Genomic DNA, 17163 nt, shown 5'->3' with positions numbered 1-17163 from the left:
AGCGGCCCCGAGACGCGTGCCAAGGTGAGGACGTCGCAGGCGCGCACCCGCCCCCGTCGACCCAGGGGCATCCCCACGCGCGCCTCGCAGGGGCGGCGCGACGCGGCGGAAGGGGCACCCGGTGCGGCCAGGGCAGGACGACGCGGAGGCGGCGCGGACCGAGGCGTTCGCCGAGCTGGCCCGCATGCAGCCCGTCGACTCCGGCTCGCTCGCGTCGCTGCACGAGCTCCTGCTCGTGGTGCGGCGCACGCTGCCCGGCGTCGAGGACGTCTCGCTCACGCTGGGCGAGCCGGACGCCCCGACGCACGTCACGACCACGAGCCCGGGCGCCGCACGGGCCGACGGCTGGCAGGTCATGGCGGGCGAGGGGCCGTCGTTCGACGCGTACCGCGACGGGGCCACGGTCACGAGCGCGCGGTGGACGGCCGACCCGCGCTGGCCGCGCGTGGCCCGGCACTCCGAGACCGCCACGGGCGGACCCGCCACCGCCGTCCCCGTGCAGTACGGCGACCGGCGGTGGGGCGTGCTGACGTGCTACGGCGACCAGGTCCACACCGCGGACCAGGTCGAGGCCGTCGAGCTCGTGGCCGGGACGGTCGCCGCCGTGCTCACCGGGTCGCGCCAGCGTGACGAGCTGCGGGCGCTCGTCGCGCAGCTCGGTGAGGCCCTCGAGTCGCGCGCGACGATCGACCAGGCCAAGGGCGTGATCATGGCGCACCGCGGCGGCACGCCCGACGACGCGTTCGACCACCTGTCGGCCATGAGCCAGCACCGCAACGTCAAGCTGCGCGAGGTCGCGCGGGACGTGGTGCAGAGGGCGACCGCCGCGCGCCGCGAGCGGACGGACGGCGCCGGCTCCGGCCGGTGACGCGGTGCGTCAGACGTCGCCCGCCTCGTGCACGCAGATCGCGATGTGCGTGCGGTTGTCCGCCGGCAGCTTCTCCAGGATCCGGCTGATGTGCGTCTTCACCGTCGCGACCGTGATGAACAGCTCGGACGCGATCTCGGTGTTCGACAGCCCGCGCCCGATCGCACGGGCCACGTCGCGCTCGCGCTCGGTGAGCGCGTCGAGCTTCTGGCGCGCGGCCGCGCGTCGTTCGTCGCGCGGCTGGTCGGTGACCGACGCGATGAGCCGGTCGGTGACCGACGGGGACAGGGTCGTGCGGCCCGCGCCCGCGTCGTGCACGTGCCGCACGATCTCGGCCGGCGGCGTGTCCTTCAGCAGGAACCCCGCGGCGCCCAGGCGCAGCGCGCCCAGCACCATCTCGTCGGTGTCGAACGTCGTGAGGATCACCACGCGCGCGTCGGGCTGCTCGGTCAGCAGCCGCTGCGTGGCCTGCAGCCCGTCGAGCCGCGGCATGCGGATGTCCATGAGCACGACGTCGGGCGACGTCGCGCGCACGACGTCGAGCGCCTCGAGCCCGTCGCCGGCCTCGCCGACGACCTCGATGGTCGGGTCCGCGCCGAGGATGAGCCGCAGCCCGACCCGCACGAGCGTCTCGTCGTCGACCAGCACGACCCGCGTCGCCGGCCGGCCGTCGGCCGTGGTGGTGCCCGTCATGCCTGTCCCTCCGTCCCGGCCGCCCACGGCAGCCACGCCTGCACCGCGAACGTGCCGTCCGGGCGTCGTTGCACGTCGAGCTCGCCGCCCGTGAGCCGCAGCCGCTCGGCGAGCCCCGTGAGCCCCCACCCGGACGACGGCAGGGGCGTCGCCGGCGGGTGGTCGGGCATCCGGTTGGTCACCTCGACGCCCACGCGGTCGCCCGGCGTGCCGTGCAGCCGGACCTTCACGGGCGCGCCCGGCGCGTGCTTGCGCGCGTTCGTCAGGGTCTCCTGCACGACGCGGTACAGGTGCCGGCTCGTCGACAGCGGCAGCCGCGCCAGGTCGTCCTCGGCCACGTGGTCGAGCACGTACGACACGGGCGACCCGGCGGCGCGCGTGCCGTCGACGAGCTCGTCGACCTGCGCGAGCGTCGGCTGCGGGCGCGACTGCTCGTCGGCCGCCGCGGGGTCGCGCAGCAGCCCGAGCACCTCGCGCAGCTCGCCGAGGGCCTCGTGCGCGTTCTCCCGGACGATCGCCGCGGTGTCGCGCACCTGCTCGGGGTCCAGGCCGGCGCGGTACTCCAGCGCGCCGGCGTGCAGCGCGACCAGCGAGAGCCGGTGCGCGAGCACGTCGTGCATCTCGCGCGCGATGCGGTTGCGCTCGGCGGCGCGGGCCGTGTCGCCGCGCGCGTCGGCCTCGCGGCGCGCGATCGCGGCCTGCTCGCGCAGCGACGCGACGAGCGCGCGCCGACCCCCGATGAACAGCCCCGTCACCACGGGCAGGGCCATGCCGACCAGCACCGACAGCAGCAGCACCCACTGCGGTGGGTAGGGCAGGTCGTCCGGCAGGAAGACGTTCTGCAGCGCGCGGTCGGCCACCAGGCCGGCACCGAACCACAGCGCGCAGACCGACAGGATCTCCGCCCAGCGGCGCCGCGTCGCCAGCGACACGACCGCGAGCGACGCGATGCCCGCCGAGAACACCGAGAACGACCCGAGCACGACGAGCACGCCCGTGATCGGCAGCGGCGCACGGTGCCGCAGCACGTACAGGACCGCGGCCACCACGAGCACGCCCAGGTCGACCGCGATCCACACCTCGGCGAGGAGGTTCGTCCTGCCCGTCATCTCGGCGCGCGCGATGCCCGCGCCGTACACCGCCGTGCCCGAGAAGAACCCCAGCGGCAGCGCGAGCATGAGCCGCCACGTGTGGGACCACGCGCGGCGGGCGCGGCTCGGCGGGGCGGGCGTCAGGGACACGCCGTGATGCTAGGCGCCCCGCGGGCCCGCCCGGATCGGTCGCGCGGACGACCGGGTCGGCCGCCCGGACGACGACGCCGTCCCGCGCGGACCTGCGTGCGACCGCGCGGGCCCGTGTCAGGACGCGAGCAGCGCCGCGACGTCGTCGGGGTGCGGGAACGACCCGGGGACGTACCCGCACAGCGGGTCCGACGCGAACGGGTCGCCCGTCGCGGCGTACGCGCGCGAGCGCGACCCGCCGCACACCCGGCCGAACTCGCACGCGCCGCACCGCCCGGTCAGCCGGGCGGGGTCCCGCAGCCCCGTGAACAGCTCCGACGTCCGGTAGATCTCGGTCAGCGGCTGCTCGCGCACGTCGCCCGCCGACACCGGCAGGAACCCGGACGGGTGCACCGTGCCGACGTGCGACACGAACACGAACCCGTACCCGGCGTTGACGTTGACCGGCGGGCGTCGCACGCGCGCGCCGTCGCCCCAGCCGAACGCGGCCGTGCGCTCGGTCAGCTCGGCGTACAGCTCGCCCAGGCCCAGCGCGGCCACGTGGTCCTCGCCGCGCGCGGCGAGCACCGCGCGCTGCAGCGACACGCGCCGGAAGTGGTGGCCCTCGGTCGTCTTCACCGGCACGTGCGGGCCCAGGTCGTACAGGTGGTTCATGACGTCCTCGGCCTGCTGCGGCGTGAGCGCCCCCAGGTCGACGCCGCGGCCCATCGGCACCAGCATGAACGCGCTCCACGTCATCGCGCCCTGCGCCCGCACGAGGGCCGCGAGGTCCGGCAGCTCGTGCACCGTGCGGCTCGACATCGTGGAGTTCACCTGCACCTTCATGCCCAGCTCGCGGGCCGTCGCCCACGCCTCGACGGTGCGGTCGAACGTGCCCGGCACGCGCCGGAACCCGTCGTGCACGGCGGCCGTCGCGCCGTCCAGCGACAACGACAGCGCCGTCACGCCCGCGTCCTGCAGCGCGCGCAGCGCCGCCCGGTCGAGCTTCTCGGTACCCGACGGCGAGACCGCCACCGCGAGCCCCAGCGCGCGCCCGCGCCGCACGAGCTCGGTGAGGTCCTCGCGCTCGAAGCAGTCCCCGCCGGTGATGACGAAGATGGGGGACGGCCGGCCGAACGCCGCGACCTGGCGCATGAGCTCGGTCGCGGCGTCGGTGTCGAGCTCGCGCGGGTGCCGGCGCGGCTGCGCCTCGGCGCGGCAGTGCACGCACGACAGCGCGCACGCGCGCGTCGCCTCCCAGATGACGAGCAGCGGCCGGTCGGCCGGGTCGTGGCGGACGGTGCGGACGACGGGGCCGTGCGGGCGCATGCCGAGCATCAGACACCCGCCGCCGGCCCGGGGTCCGGGACGAGCGTCCCTTCCGCGCGGACGACACCCACGGCCGCGCGGTCGGTCGCGCGGCCGATGCGTCGTGCCGGGCCCGCCGTGACGATGGTCGGGTGAGCAGCCCGCACGTCGTGCCCCCGCCCCCGACCGTCGCCGCGCCCCCGACCGTGTCCGCCCCCCGGGCGGTGCGCGCGCGCGAGGTGCCCGGGACCTACGCGTACCACCGGCTCCAGCGGACCCGTCCCGGAGCCCGGTGGTGGCGGCCGCTGCTCGTCGGGCTCGTCGCGCTCGCGCTGTACGTCGCGCTGCTCGCGCTCGGCGGCGGCGCGCTCCTCGTCGCCGCGTTCGCGGGCGGCCCGGCGTCGTGGGACGCGCTCACCGGCCTGGACGTCACCGACCTCCTCGACCCCCTCGCGTTCACGCTCGCGATGCTCTCGATCATCGCGATGCTGCCCGCCGTGCTCGTCGCGACCCGGCTGCTCGGCGCGCGGCCCGTCGGCCTGCTCGCGTCCGTCACGGGGCGCGTGCGATGGGGGTGGGCGCTGCGCTGCCTCGCGCTCGCGGCGGGTCTCGCGCTCGTGGTCCACACGGGTGACGCGGTCGTGGCGGCCGCGTCCGGGAGGCCCTGGCAGCCGCACGTGGACGCGGGCGCCTGGCTGCTGATCGGCCTGGCCCTGCTGCTGGTGCCCGCGCAGTGCGTCGCCGAGGAGGTCGTGTTCCGCGGGTACCTCCTGCAGACCGTCGGCGCGTGGCTGCGGCACCCGGCGTTCGCGATCGCCCTGCCCGTGCCGCTGTTCGTGCTCGGCCACGAGTACGTGAACCTCGCGATGCTCGACATCGCGCTGTGGGCGTTCGCGATGGGCTGGGTCACGTGGCGCACCGGCGGCCTCGAGGCCGCCGCGGCCGCGCACGTCGTCAACAACGTCGCGGTGTTCACGCTCGGCGCGGTGGGCCTGGCCGACCTCGACCTCGTGGACGTCGGGCCGGTCGCGCTCACGGTGTCCACGGTCCAGACCCTCGTCTTCGTCGGACTCGTCGAGGTGCTCGCGCGGCGCGCGGGCGTCGCCCGGGAGCGCGTCGTGGCCGCGCCGGCCGAGGGTGAGATCTGACACGGCCCGTGGCGATTCGTCGTATCCGCGTACGTTGCGTCCGTATCGGTCAGTCGTGCCGTGACACGAGTCGCCCCGGCCCCTCTTCCGTGCGGCGGGGTCGGTCCCTATCGTGAGATCCGTGCACCCCGTGAGTGAACGCATCCGTGACGCCCGCGAGCGCAGCGGCCTGTCGCAGGCCGACCTCGCGCGTGCGGCGATGATGCACCCCAGCTACGTGTCCCACCTCGAGCGCGGCGTGCGCGGTCCCGGCGACGCGGCCCTCGAGCGGCTCGCGCGTGCCCTCGGAGTCACGGCGCAGTACCTCGAACAGGGTGACCGCTCGCCCGAGTACCTCGAGTCGGAGGCCGCGCTCGTCCGTGCGCGGCAGCTCATGCGCGCGGGGCGGGCCCCGGACGCGGCGCGCGAGCTCGAGCAGGTCGAGCTCGCGGCGCTCGATGTCGACCAGGCGGCGAAGGTGCTGCTGGCGCGCGCCGAGGCGCTCGACCTCGCGGGTGACCTGGAGACCTCCGCGCAGCTGCTCGCGGACGTGACGCACCGGCTCGTCGTCGGCCACCGTCCCGAACGCGCGACGTACGCCGCGACCCGCCTCGTCATGGCGCTCACCGAGGCCGGCGACCTGCACGGCGCCGTGCGCGCGGGCGAGGAGCACCTCGCGACGCTGCGCGAGCCCGCCGCCGGCACCGACGAGATCTTCCGCCTCGAGTCGACGCTCGTGTGGGCGTACGTCGCGCGCGGGGACGTGACCTACGCGCGCGTGCGCGGCCAGGACCTGCTGGGGCGGGCCCTGGTGCACGGTTCGGCGCGCGCCGTCTGGTCCGTCCACTGGAACCTCGCGTTCGTCGACGACGCGCTCGGCGACCACGACGACGCGCTGTCGCACCTGCGCTCGGCCCTCGCGATCGCCGGGGGCGACGAGGTCGAGCGTGACGTGCCCCGCCTGCGGCTCGACCTCGCGCAGCTGCTGCTCACGGTGGACCCGCCGCGCCCCCGCGAGGCGCTCGCGGAGCTCGACGCGGCCGCGACCGCGCTGGAGGTCGGCGAGTCGCAGGTCGAGCTCGCGCGCGCGGCGACCACGCGGTCGCGCGCCACGCTGCTGCTCGGTCAGCACCGCGCCGCCCTCGCGCACGCCGCGCGCGCGGTCGAGATGCTCGCGACGGGTGAGCGGCGCGACGCGGCCGCCGCGCACGAGGCGCTGGGCGACGCGCTGCTCGCCTCGGGCGAGCGGCCCGCCGCGATCAAGGCGTACCGGCAGGCGGCCGACCGGCTCGACCTGGCACCCGCCGGGCGGCCGACCGCACGCGCGTGGCGCCGGATCGGCGACCGGCTGCGCGTCGCGGGCGACGACCGCGCGCACGTCGCCGAGGCGTACCGGCGGGCCATCGACGCCGCGGGCGTCGGCGTCGTCCGCGCCTGACGAGCACGTCACCCCGACGGGTGAGGCGGCCCGTGACGGGCACGCCGTCCCGACGGGCGAGGCCCCGCCTCGCCGCGGCGGCCGCGACACGCCCGGGTGACGGCCGAGCCGGGAGCGTCTACCCCGGTCGGTCGCGGGTCATTGCGGTCTAGACACCGCCGTGGGGACCATGCCGAGGTACCGGATCGTCCGGTGCGTCGTTCGAAGGGGTCCCCTCATGAAGAAGCTCTCGCTCGCTCTCGTCGTCGCCCTCGCCGCGTTCTCCGGCGTGGCCGGTGCCACCGTCGCGTCGGGCGCGCCCGTCACGCCGGGTACGCCCGGCCCGTCGGTCACGATCCTCTCGCCGTGCTGCAAGGTGATCTGACGGACGCGCTCCCACGGTGACGACACCTGCGCCGCCGCTCCGGGGCGACCACGCCGGCCCCGGGGCGACGGCGCAGGGCAGCGCTCTCACGTGCACGTCGGTGACCGGTGCGCACGCCGCGCACGTCCTCGCATCAGGACGTCAGGACCAGCACGCCGACGCCCGCGGCGACGGTCAGCGGGGCGACCACCAGCCCCAGCAGCACGTACCGGCGCCACGACACGTCGACCCCCGCGCGTACGAGCGCCCGGTGCCACAGCAGCGTCGCGAGCGACGCCCACGGCGTCACGAGCGGGCCCGCGTTGACGCCGACCAGCAGCGCGACCAGCAGGAGCGGGTCGTGCGCCGCGGTCGGCTCGAGCACGAGGTACGCGGGCAGGTTGTTCACGAGGTTCGCACCGACCGCGCCCGCCGCTGCGACGGTCCAGGGCCCGCCGCCCGCGAGGTCGTGCTGCAGCAGCGCGCGCAGCCCCGCCTCCTGCAGCGCCTCGGCCGCGAGGAAGAGGCCGGAGGCGAACACGACGAGCGGCCAGGGCACCAGGCCGGGCGTGAGCGCGCGGGGCCGGCGCCACGCGGTGACGACCAGCAGGACGACGGCCGCGGCCGTCGCCGGGATCCACACGGGTGCGCCGCTCACGAGCCCGACCAGCAGCGCGACGACCACGCCCGCGCTCCAGCGCAGCAGCACCTGGTCGTCGGCGGGCGGCTCGTCGTCGCCCACCGTGTAGCGGCCCCGCAGCTCGCGGCGGTGCAGCAGCGCGACGGCCGCGACGGGCACGACGACGCACGCGAGCGCTGGCGCCCACGTGAGCGCGACGAACTCGCGGATGCCCCCGACGTGGTGCTCGGCCAGCAGGTTGGTGAGGTTGGAGACGGGCAGGAGCATCGACGCGGCGTTCGCGAGCCACACCGTGACCAGCGCGAACGGCCGCGCGTCGAGCCCGGCGTGCAGCGCGACGGCCAGCACCACGGGCGTCAGCAGCACGGCCGTCGTGTCGAGCGACAGGAAGACCGTGCACACGACCGCGAGGGCCACGACCCCGCCCCACAGCAGGAGCGTGCGACCGCGTGCGCGGCGCGCGACGCCCGCTCCGACCGCACGGAACAGCCCGGCCTCCGCGGCCAGCTCGGTCACGACCGTGACGGCCACGACGAACGTCAGCACGGGCCAGACGCGGTCGACCAGCGCGAGCGCGGCGTCGCCGGGCAGCACCCCCGTGGCCAGCGCGACGAGGCCGGCGCCGAGCAGCACGGCGCCGATGACGAGGGTCCTCACCGGGCGGCCCCCGCCACGTGCGCGAACGACGGGGAGCGGCGCGGGGCGCGGGGCGTCCCCGGTGCGGCGTTCACGGTCACGTGCACAGCGTGCACCCCCGCGCTCCGTGGTGCGTCATGACGCGCGCCGCCGGCGCAGCGCCTCGCGCAGCGGCGGCACGGGGGTGCCGGCCGCGCTGAGGTCGGCGCGCGCACGGCGCCGGTGGTGCAGCACGCCGACCACGCCGACGACCCACGGCACGAGCAGCACCGCGAACGCGAGCCGCCACGCGTCCAGGGGGTACGTCGTCGCGCCCGCGGGGGAGACGAGCTGCAGCACGACCCCGACCGCGAGGACGCCCGTGATCGTCGAGACGAACCCGCCGGTGTTGACGAACCCGGTCGCGGTGCCGAGCCGGTCGCCGGTCGTGAAGGTCCGCGCGAAGTCGATGCCCACGAGCGACACGGGCCCGCCCGCGCCGATGACCACGGCGAACACCACGAGCTGGGCGAACGGGCGCGGCGTGGCGGGCAGCAGCAGCCACGCCCACACGGCGAACGTCGCGCCCGCGGACGTGAGCACGACCCACGACCGTCGCAGCGGGTGCCGCGACGTCCACCGGCCGACCAGCGGGCCCGCGGTCATGGCCGACGCGGTCATGGTCGTGAGCAGCACGCTCGCCTCGGCGGGCGTGCGGCCCTGCGCGGTGACGAAGAACGGCACGCCCCACAGCATCGCGACGACGTTGAAGGAGAACGGCGTGAGGAAGTGGGACCAGAACCCCAGCCGCGTGCCGGCGGGCAGCACGGCGGCACGCACGGCGTGCACGAAGCGCTCGCGGGCGGCGGTCTCGACGGCCGACGGCGCGGGGTCGGGCCGGCGCGCGAGCCCGGTCGCCGCGACGACGGTGACGGCCGCGCCGACGGCCGCGAGGGCCCCGAACGTCACGCCCCAGCCGCGGGCGTGCAGCACCCACGCCACGACCACGGCCGAGACGATCTGACCCGACTGCCCGACCAGCCCGGTGACCTGCACCATGACCGGCACGCGACGGGCCGGGAACCACTCGGCGATGAGTCGGCACGCGCTGATGAAGATCGCGGCGTCGCCCGCGCCGATGAGCACGCGCGCCGCCAGGGCCAGCGGCACGTCGTCGGCCAGGGCGAGCAGGCCCTGGCCCACGGCCATGACCGCCGAGCCGGTCGTGATCAGCACGCGGGCGCCGAACCGGTCGAGCGCCCGGCCCGCGGGGATCTGCAGCGCGGCGTACACGCCGAGCTGGAGCACCGAGAACATCGCGAGCCCGGTCGCGCTGAGCCCGAACCGCTGGACGGCGTCCACGCCCGCGACGCCGAGCGCCGTGCGGTGGACGACGGCCACCAGGTACGCGGCTGCCGCGACCGCCCACACCACGGTGGGGCTGCGACGCGTGCGCACCCACGTCCTCCGTCTCTCTCGTCCCGGCCCAGCGTAGGCGTCCGGCGCGTCGCCGCCGTGGGCCCGGCCGGCCGTGGAGCCCTCCGCCGGTCCCCTGACGTGGTGCGTCGCCGCGACACGCCGAGGCGGTGTCATGGATGACTCCAGAGTCATTGATTTTTCACCGGGTCGGGCGGGTCTGGACGTTTGACCGAGAGGCTCGCGAGGGGCAGCATTGATCCCGACGGTGCGCATCGCCTGCCCCCTGCGCGGTGCGCACCGTTTCAGCTTCGCACCGACGGGACGAGCCACACGGCTCGTCCCGTCGGTCGTTTCCGGGGTGTGCCGGCGGCGCCCCGGGCAACGACCCGCCGCCCGCGGGTCGCGGACGCGCCGCCCACCGCCCGCACCCCGGGATCCGCGCAACCCGGGCCGGCACGGCGTGGCCGCCCCGGGATCCGCGTGCCGCGCGGTTACCGTGCCAGGGTGACCGCTCCCGCACGCACACCCGGCCCGGGCGACCGGCCCGACGCCGACGTCGCCGCGTCCGCGGCGCCCGAGGCCGCGGACGGCCCGCCGGTCGCGCTCGTCGAGCCGCCGTCACCCGCCGAGGTCCTCGAGGGCGCCGTCGCGACGTGGCGCGCGGCCCTCGTCGAGGCGGCGGGCGCGTCGACGCTCGCCGACGTCGACCAGCTCGGCGAGGCCGCGCTCGACCTGTCGAGCGCGCACCCCTCCGGCATGGCGCAGCTCTTCGCCGGGCGGCCCACGCGGCTGTCCAACCTCGTGCGCGAGCCCGGGGCGCAGTCCGCCGCGCGCCGCCGCGCCCGCGCCGTCGCGGCGCGCGCGGCGGCCTACACGCAGCGCTACGGCATCGCGTCGACGTCGCTCGCGATCGGCGTCGCGACGTGGACGGACCGGTCGACCGCCGACCTCGCGTCGGACGACGTCGGTGCGCTCGCGCACGTCACGCGGCACCCGCGCACGCCCAGCGGACGGGGAGCCGGCGACGACGGCCCCGACGTGCCCGTGCGCACCGTGCGCGCCCCGGTGCTGCTGCGCCCCGTCGCGCTGCGCGCCCGCGGCACGGGCGAGGGCGACCACGAGATCGAGCTCGAGCCCTCCATCGAGGTCAACCCCGTCCTGGCGCGCGCGCTGCGCAGCCACGGCGCGCTGCTCGACCCCGGTGCGGTCGCGCGCGGCACGTTCACCGGTGCCGGGTTCGACCCGCGGGGCGCGCTGCAGCGGCTGTCGTCCCTCGGCGAGGCCGTGCTCGAGGACTTCCGGCTCGTCGAGCGCGTCGTCGTGGGCACGTTCGTGCACCCGGGGCAGATCATCGTCGACGACCTGGACCAGCTCGCGGGCACGCTCGACCGGCACGACGTCGTGCGTGCGCTCGCGGGGCTCGACGAGGCGCGCGCGGCGCTCGACGTGCCGCTGCCCGCGCCCGTCCCCGGGGACCGCGACCCCGCGCTCGAGCGCGGCATCGGCGACCTCGACCCCGCGCAGCAGCACGTGCTCGACGTCGTCGCGACGGGCTCCCACGTCTTCGTCGACGCGCCCACCGGCTCCGACGTCACCGGCACGCTCGCCGCGATCGTCGCCGACGCGGCCGCCGAGGGGCGCACCGTCCTGTACGTCCCGGGCCACCGGCGGGCCGCGGTGTCGCTCGTCGAGCGGCTCCAGCGCCTCGGCGTCGGCGAGATCGTGCTCGACGTCGAGCCGCACGCCGGGTGGCGCACCGCCGCCGCGCGCCGGCTGCTCGGCGCGATGACCCTCGAGCCGCCCGTCGTCGACACCGACGCCGTGCAGGCCGTCCGCGTGCCGCTCGTCGAGCAGCGCGAGCGGCTGCGCGCCTACGTGGACGCGCTGCACGCGACGCGCGAGCCGTGGGGCGTCTCCGCGTACGACGCGCTGCAGGAGCTCGCGCGGCTCACGGCCGCACGCCCGACGCCCGCGACGACCGTGCGGCTGTCGACGGACGTCGCGCGGCCTCTCGACGCCGAGCGGCGCGCGCACGTGGCGCGCGACCTCGTGCGCGCCGGCGAGCTCGGCGCGTTCCGCCTGCGCCCGCAGGACACCCCCTGGTACGGCGCCGACCTGCGCACCGCGGCCGACGCGCAGGTCGTGCGGCACCGCCTCGACCGGCTCCTCGACGTCACGCTCCCGCAGCTCGTCGAGCGCGCGGCGCAGGTGGCCGCCGAGACGGGGCTCACGCGCGCGACGACCCTCGACCAGTGGGCCGAGCAGCTGCGCATGCTCGACGGCGTGCGGGACTCGCTCGACGTGTTCCAGCCGCTCGTGTTCGAGCGCACCGCCGCCGACCTGGTCGCCGCGACCGCGACCAAGGAGTGGCGCGAGGAGCACGGCGTCCCGATGGGGTTCTGGGTGCGTCGCCGCCTGCGCAAGCAGGCCAAGGACATGCTGCGCCCCGGGCGCCCCGTCGCCGACCTGCACGGTGCGCTCATCGAGGTGCAGGCCCGCCGCGAGCTGTGGCAGGCGCACTGCCCGGCGGGCGGCTGGCCGCGGCTGCCCGAGGGCCTCGAGGTCATCGAGGCCGAGCACCTCGCGGTCCGGCAGGACGTCGAGGCGCTCGCCCTGGTGCTCACGACGACGCCCGGCGGCGGGCTGCTGACCACCACGCCGTTCGACGAGCTGCGCGACCGGCTCGTGCGGCTGCGCGACGGCGCGTCCGCGCTCGACACGCTGCCCGAGCGCACGCAGCTGCTGCACGGGCTGCGCGCGGCGGGGCTCGGCGACCTCGTCGACGACCTCGCCCACCGCCGCGTGGCACCCGCGCTCGCGGCGGCCGAGCTCGACCTCGCGTGGTGGAGCACGGTGTTCGAGCAGGTCCTCGGCGCCGACCCGGCCCTCGCGGGCTACGACGGCGCGGCGCTCGGCGCGCTGTCCGCGCGGTACGCCGAGCTCGACCGGCGGCACGTCGTCAGCCGCGCCGCGCCCGTCCTCGCGGCGGCGCTGGGTCGCGTGGCCTCGGCCGTCCGCACCCACCGCGACCAGGCGGAGGGGCTGTTCGCGGAGCTGGTCGACGAGCGCATGACGTCGCTGCGCGACACCGTCGCGCGGTACCCCGACCTCGCGCGTCGTCTGCGACCCGTGCTCGTCGCCGGGCCCATGCTCGTCGCGCAGGTCCTGCCCGCGTCGCGCACGGTCGACCTGGTCGTCGTGGACGCCGCGGCGCACCTGCCCGTCGAGGCGGCGCTGCCCGCGATCGCGCGCGGCCGGCAGGTCGTCGTCGTGGGCGACGCCCGGTGCGCGTCGGGCTCCGCGGTGCGCGAGCTCGCCGCCGTGCTGCCGACCGTCGCGCTGCACGCCGACGCGTCGCGCCGCGACCCGCACCTCACGCGGTTCCTCGCCGAGCACGGGTACGAGGGCGTCCTGGTCCCGACGCCGCTGCCCTGCTCGGCGCCGCTCGTGACGTTCGAGCCCGTCGACGGCACGGGCATGCCGGACCCCGCCACGAGCATGGTCGACTCGACGCGCGCCGAGGTCGAGCGTGTCCTCGAGCTCGTCGTCGAGCACGTGCTCCAGCACCCCGACGAGTCGCTCGCGGTCGTGACGCTCACGCCCCGGCACGCCGACGCGGTGCGCGAGGTCGTCATGGCCGAGGTCCGCGGCAACCCCGCGCTCGGCGCGTTCTTCGACGCCGGGCGCGTCGACCCGTTCCTCGTCGTCGACGTCGCGAACGTCGCGGGCCTGCAGCGCGACGCCGTGATCCTGTCGCTCGGCCTCGGCCGGACCCCGCACCGCCGCGTGCTGCACACGTTCGGCCCCGTGAGCCGCCCGGGCGGCGACGCGCTGCTGCTCGACGCGCTGGGCTCGACGCGGCACCGGCTGACCGTGGTCGCGTGCTTCACGGGTGACGACCTGGACCCCGAGCGGCTGCGCGGCCCCGGCCCGCAGCTCCTCGCCGACGTGCTGCGGTTCGCCGTCGAGCGCGGCGCGCAGGCGCCCGGCGCGGACGCGTCGGAGCGGCCCACGGGCGGGCCCGACCCCGACCGGCTCGTGCTCGACCTGGCCGAGCGGCTGTGGCGGCACGGCCTCGTCGTCGACGTCGACCACGGCGTGCCCGGCGGGGTGCGGATCCCGCTGGTGGTGGGTCACCCGGACCTGCCCGACGAGATGCTCGTCGCGGTCCTGACGGACGACGACGAGTACGTGAGCGAGCCGAGCGTGCGCGTGCGCGACCGCCTCGTGCCGGACCGGCTCGAGCGCCTCGGGTGGTCGGTTGTGCGCGTGTGGTCCGCCGCCGCGTTCCTCGACCCGCAGGCCGAGGTCGACCGCATCCGGCGTGCCGTCCACACCGCGCTGGTCGCGCGCCGGCCCGAGCTCGCGGCCCCGGTGTCCGCGCCCGTGCGGGCGGTGCCGGTGCCGGTCGAGGACGAGGACCACGCGCCCGTGCGGCCGTACGTCGACGGACGACCGGCCACGGGTGCCCAGCCGGTGGTCGCCCCGGCGACCGGTGCCGTGCCGGTGGTGCGCACCGCGACCGGTGCCCAGCCCGTGGTCGCGCCCGCCGCGACGGGTGCTGTGCCCGTGGTCGCGCCCGCCGCGACGGGTGCGGTCCCCGTGGTCGCGCCCGCCGCGACGGGTGCGGTCCCCGTGGTCGCGCCCGCGACGGGTGCGACGCCCACGGTGCCCGCCCCGCCGCGTGACGGTGCGACGCCCGCGTCCCGGGCCGCCGCCACGACCGGCGAGCCGACCGGCGCGAACCCGACCGGTGCGAACCCGACCGGCACGAACCCGACCGGTGCGGTCCCCGTGGTGCGGACGCCCACCGGCGTGACGCCGACGGTCGGTCCGCGGTCGGTCACGGGCGCGGTCCCCGCGGTCGACGCCGCGGGCGGGTCAGCCGTGCGCCGCGCGACCGACCTGGGCCCCGCGGGTCCGGTGCAGACGGAGGCGTTCGTGCACACGCCGCCCGCGGGCGAGCAGCTCGTGCTGCCGCTGCGCACGACCCCGCGCCCCGACGTCCGTGCCGGGCTGCCGATCAACGCCTACAGCGACGACCAGCTCGACGACCTGGCCCGCTGGCTGCGGTCCGACGGCGTGGAGCGCACGCGCGACCAGCTGGCGGACGCGCTGCGGGCCGAGCTCGGCATCACGCGCCGCAGCCACCGCGTCGACACGGCGGTCCGCGCGGCGGTCACCCGCGCCTTCACCTGACAGCCGCGGTCACCGGCAAGTGCGACGGCCGCGGTCACGGGCCCGTCCGACGGCTGCCGTCACCGGCCAGTCCGACGGCTGCCGTCGCCAGCCCGCTCGACGGGCGCTGCCCGTCATCCCCGACCGTCATCGAGGTCCGCCCGGTCCCCACGGCATCGAACCCACGCCGAACGCGGGGTTCGGCCGCTCGTGGTGTCCGAGAAGCGGCCGAACCCCGCGTTCGCGCGTGCGGGACGGGGCGTGGCTTCCGGGGAGGGGTGGCGGTCGGCCGGGGTGCGCTCGTGCGGTGGGAGGATCGGGGGGTGAGTGCTGCACCGCGTCGCCCCCGCCGGGCCGTGCGACCGTCGGGGACGGTCGGCACGGACGAGTCCGTCCTCCGCTCGGTGCACGCAGCGCCGCCCGCTCCCGCGGCGTCGGTGCCCGCGCCGTCCGCTCCCGCGGTGTCGGCGCCGTCCGTGCCAGGTCCGTCCGGTCGCGTGTCGGAGCCGTCGGGCGTCCGCGCAGCGCCGTCGGCCGGGACGCCGTCCACCGGGTCCGCTGCCGACGTGGCGACCGGCCGCCCGGGCGGGGGCGGGTCCGCCCCCGCCGACCCGGTGGACGACCCGTGGCGGGCGACCCGCTCGGCGGACGACTCGGACCGGGGCTGGGGGCGCGAGGAGCCGTCGTCGAACGACGACCGGCTGCGTCGGGAGAAGCCGCCCCACTGGTGAGCCCGTCAGGGCGCCGGGGCTCCGGCGGCTCCGGCGTCGCCCACCGCCGGGGCTCCGACGGCTCCGGTGTCGTCCAGGTGGCACCGCCCGTCCTGGTGCTGCGACGGGCCGGCGCGCCCGGGTCAGGGGTGCGTGCCCGGCGGGATGCTCGGCGGTGCGCCGGGCGCCGGGGGAGTGCCCGGTGCGGGCGGCGGTGCGACCGGTGGCGTGCCGGCCGCGGGGTCGCCCGGCGTCGTGGTCGTGTCGTTGACGATCGCGGGCGTCAGACGCTGCGACAGCAGGTCGCGGATCTCCTGCAGCAGCAGGATGTCCTCGGCCGGCGCCGCGGGCTCGTCCTCGACGCCCTTCTTGCGGCGCGCGGCGAGCGCGTTGAGCGGCACCACGATGAGGAAGTAGATCGCCGCGGCCGTGATGAGGAACTGGAGCAGCGCGTTGAGGATCACGCCCACCTGGATGGGGGCGATCGGGTCCTCGCCCGGGCCGGGGGTGCGCCACGTGTAGGGGCCGATGTCCCACAGGCCCGCGAGGTTCGGCTTGCCGAACACCCAGCCGATGAGCGGGCTGATGAACCCGTCCTGCAGCGCACCGACCACCGCGGTGAACGCGGCGCCGACGACGACGCCGACCGCGAGCTCGATCGCGTTGCCGCGCGAGATGAAGTCCTTGAAGCCCTGGAACACCTTGGCCATGCCCTTGACCTGGGAGCTGCCGCCCACGGTGCGGAGCCGGTCGCCCGCCCCCCGCAGCCCTTCGCGCATGCTGTCCGACACCGGGACCTCCCGCTGGTCGCCCTCACCGACTGGTTCCTGCCGATCATGGCACGACGACCGCCACCAGTCGGGACGAGGCGGACGACTCGGCCACGGCGAGGGCCTCGTCCGGCGTCAGCGCGACGACGACGGGCGGCGCCTCCTCGGGTGCGGCGACGCCCCCGAGCAGGCCGCCGCCCGCGCCGGCCGGGCCGTCGGCGGGGGCGGGGAGCACGAGCGCGCGCCGCGCGACGGTACGACCGTCGCCGCCCTCGGGTCGCGCCGCGACGAGGTCCACCCGCAGGCCCGGGGCGAGCAGCGCGGCCACCGCGGGGTCGTCGAGGCGCACCGCCGTCACCACGGTGCCGGGCGGCCCGGTCAGCGCGGCGTCCACCAGGAGTGCCGGCGCGAGCGGCATGCTCGCCGGCAGCGCGACGGCCGTGACCCCGCCGACCGCGTCCGGCACGGTGGTGACCGCGCGCTGCGGTGCGGCGCCGGGCGCGACCCGGGCCACGATGACGTCGCCCGGCGTCAGCGTCGTGCCGGCGGGCACGTCGCGGGTCAGCACGACCACGGGGACCGTGGGCGGTGGAGGTGGGCGCACCGCGTGCACGACCGCCGCGGCGGCCGCGCCGAGGCACAGCGCCGCGACGAGCGCGCGCGACCGCCACAGCAGCAGGCGCCACCGTCGTGCCGCCGTCGGGCGCACGACCGGCAGGGGCGGGGGCGCGCCCGACGCGGACCGGGCGGCGGGGTCCGGGCCGGGCGGCGTCGGCAGGAGGCTCACCTGCGGGACGCTAGGACCCGTCGGGTGCGCCGTGGGGCGCAGGACGC

13 protein-coding genes are annotated in these 17163 nt (G+C 77.2%); 6 read left to right on the top strand and 7 right to left on the bottom strand.

Going from position 1 to position 17163, the window contains the following annotated elements:
* Positions 1–121 precede the first annotated feature (121 nt).
* A complete protein-coding gene (locus tag E4A51_RS12600) occupies positions 122–868 on the top strand; it encodes a GAF and ANTAR domain-containing protein (RefSeq protein ID WP_070318589.1) in 747 nt (248 codons plus the stop codon).
* 9 nt (positions 869–877) lie between these two features.
* On the opposite strand, the gene E4A51_RS12595 is transcribed toward E4A51_RS12600, so the two are convergent.
* The 3 genes from E4A51_RS12595 to E4A51_RS12585 form a co-directional block, all read right to left on the bottom strand.
* Complete coding sequence (locus E4A51_RS12595) at positions 878–1561, bottom strand: response regulator transcription factor (RefSeq protein ID WP_046530206.1); 684 nt, start codon at positions 1559–1561, stop codon at positions 878–880.
* The gene (locus E4A51_RS12590) at positions 1558–2802 is read right to left on the bottom strand and encodes a sensor histidine kinase (RefSeq protein WP_240696467.1); all 1245 of its coding nucleotides are present in this window, start codon (positions 2800–2802) and stop codon (positions 1558–1560) included. The genes E4A51_RS12595 and E4A51_RS12590 overlap by 4 nt, the downstream gene beginning before the upstream one ends.
* 117 nt (positions 2803–2919) lie before the next feature.
* Positions 2920–4119 (bottom strand): TIGR04053 family radical SAM/SPASM domain-containing protein, encoded by a 1200-nt coding sequence (locus E4A51_RS12585; protein WP_134851931.1) that lies wholly within the window; start codon positions 4117–4119, stop codon positions 2920–2922.
* 122 nt (positions 4120–4241) lie between these two features.
* Here E4A51_RS12585 and E4A51_RS12580 point away from each other — a divergent pair, with 122 nt between their 5' ends.
* The 3 genes from E4A51_RS12580 (at position 4242) to E4A51_RS18385 (ending at position 7018) form a co-directional block, all read left to right on the top strand.
* Positions 4242–5237, top strand: coding sequence for a CPBP family intramembrane glutamic endopeptidase (locus E4A51_RS12580; RefSeq protein WP_134851930.1), 996 nt, complete (start codon positions 4242–4244; stop codon positions 5235–5237).
* A gap of 121 nt (positions 5238–5358) precedes the next feature.
* Positions 5359–6654, top strand: a complete 1296-nt coding sequence (locus E4A51_RS12575; RefSeq protein ID WP_134851929.1) for a helix-turn-helix transcriptional regulator — start codon at positions 5359–5361, stop codon at positions 6652–6654.
* A gap of 217 nt (positions 6655–6871) precedes the next feature.
* Positions 6872–7018 carry a hypothetical protein gene (locus E4A51_RS18385; protein ID WP_167748907.1) on the top strand — a complete coding sequence of 49 codons (147 nt, stop codon included), beginning with the start codon at positions 6872–6874 and terminating at the stop codon, positions 7016–7018.
* A gap of 133 nt (positions 7019–7151) precedes the next feature.
* Here E4A51_RS18385 and E4A51_RS12570 read toward each other — a convergent pair whose 3' ends face one another.
* Both E4A51_RS12570 and E4A51_RS12565 read right to left on the bottom strand, forming a co-directional pair.
* Positions 7152–8294, bottom strand: coding sequence for an SLC13 family permease (locus E4A51_RS12570; RefSeq protein WP_134851928.1), 1143 nt, complete (start codon positions 8292–8294; stop codon positions 7152–7154).
* Positions 8295–8408: 114 nt separating this feature from the next.
* Positions 8409–9710 (bottom strand): nitrate/nitrite transporter, encoded by a 1302-nt coding sequence (locus E4A51_RS12565; protein ID WP_240696466.1) that lies wholly within the window; start codon positions 9708–9710, stop codon positions 8409–8411.
* 465 nt (positions 9711–10175) lie between these two features.
* Here E4A51_RS12565 and E4A51_RS12560 point away from each other — a divergent pair, with 465 nt between their 5' ends.
* Positions 10176–14870, top strand: coding sequence for a hypothetical protein (locus tag E4A51_RS12560; protein WP_240696465.1), 4695 nt, complete (start codon positions 10176–10178; stop codon positions 14868–14870).
* 545 nt (positions 14871–15415) lie between these two features.
* Complete coding sequence (locus E4A51_RS18380; protein ID WP_167748906.1) at positions 15416–15580, top strand: hypothetical protein; 165 nt, start codon at positions 15416–15418, stop codon at positions 15578–15580.
* A gap of 122 nt (positions 15581–15702) precedes the next feature.
* Here E4A51_RS18380 and mscL read toward each other — a convergent pair whose 3' ends face one another.
* Positions 15703–16350 carry a large conductance mechanosensitive channel protein MscL gene (mscL, locus tag E4A51_RS12555; protein WP_087509007.1) on the bottom strand — a complete coding sequence of 216 codons (648 nt, stop codon included), beginning with the start codon at positions 16348–16350 and terminating at the stop codon, positions 15703–15705.
* Between the two features lie 43 nt (positions 16351–16393).
* Positions 16394–17116, bottom strand: coding sequence for an SAF domain-containing protein (locus tag E4A51_RS12550; RefSeq protein ID WP_240696464.1), 723 nt, complete (start codon positions 17114–17116; stop codon positions 16394–16396).
* Positions 17117–17163: the final 47 nt, after the last annotated feature.

The organism is Cellulomonas sp. HD19AZ1 (assembly GCF_004535805.1).
GTDB classification, from domain to species: domain Bacteria; phylum Actinomycetota; class Actinomycetes; order Actinomycetales; family Cellulomonadaceae; genus Cellulomonas; species Cellulomonas iranensis.
The sequence above is the reverse complement of the archived record's forward strand: the minus strand, read 5'-3'. Positions and strand labels throughout refer to the sequence as shown.

Excerpts from the sequence above, each read along its gene's own strand:
- E4A51_RS12595 (WP_046530206.1), bottom strand. The coding sequence starts at position 1,561 with ATGACGGGCACCACCACGGCCGACGGCCGGCCGGCGACGCGGGTCGTG.
- E4A51_RS12585 (WP_134851931.1), bottom strand. The coding sequence starts at position 4,119 with ATGCTCGGCATGCGCCCGCACGGCCCCGTCGTCCGCACCGTCCGCCAC.
- E4A51_RS18385 (WP_167748907.1), top strand. The coding sequence starts at position 6,872 with ATGAAGAAGCTCTCGCTCGCTCTCGTCGTCGCCCTCGCCGCGTTCTCC.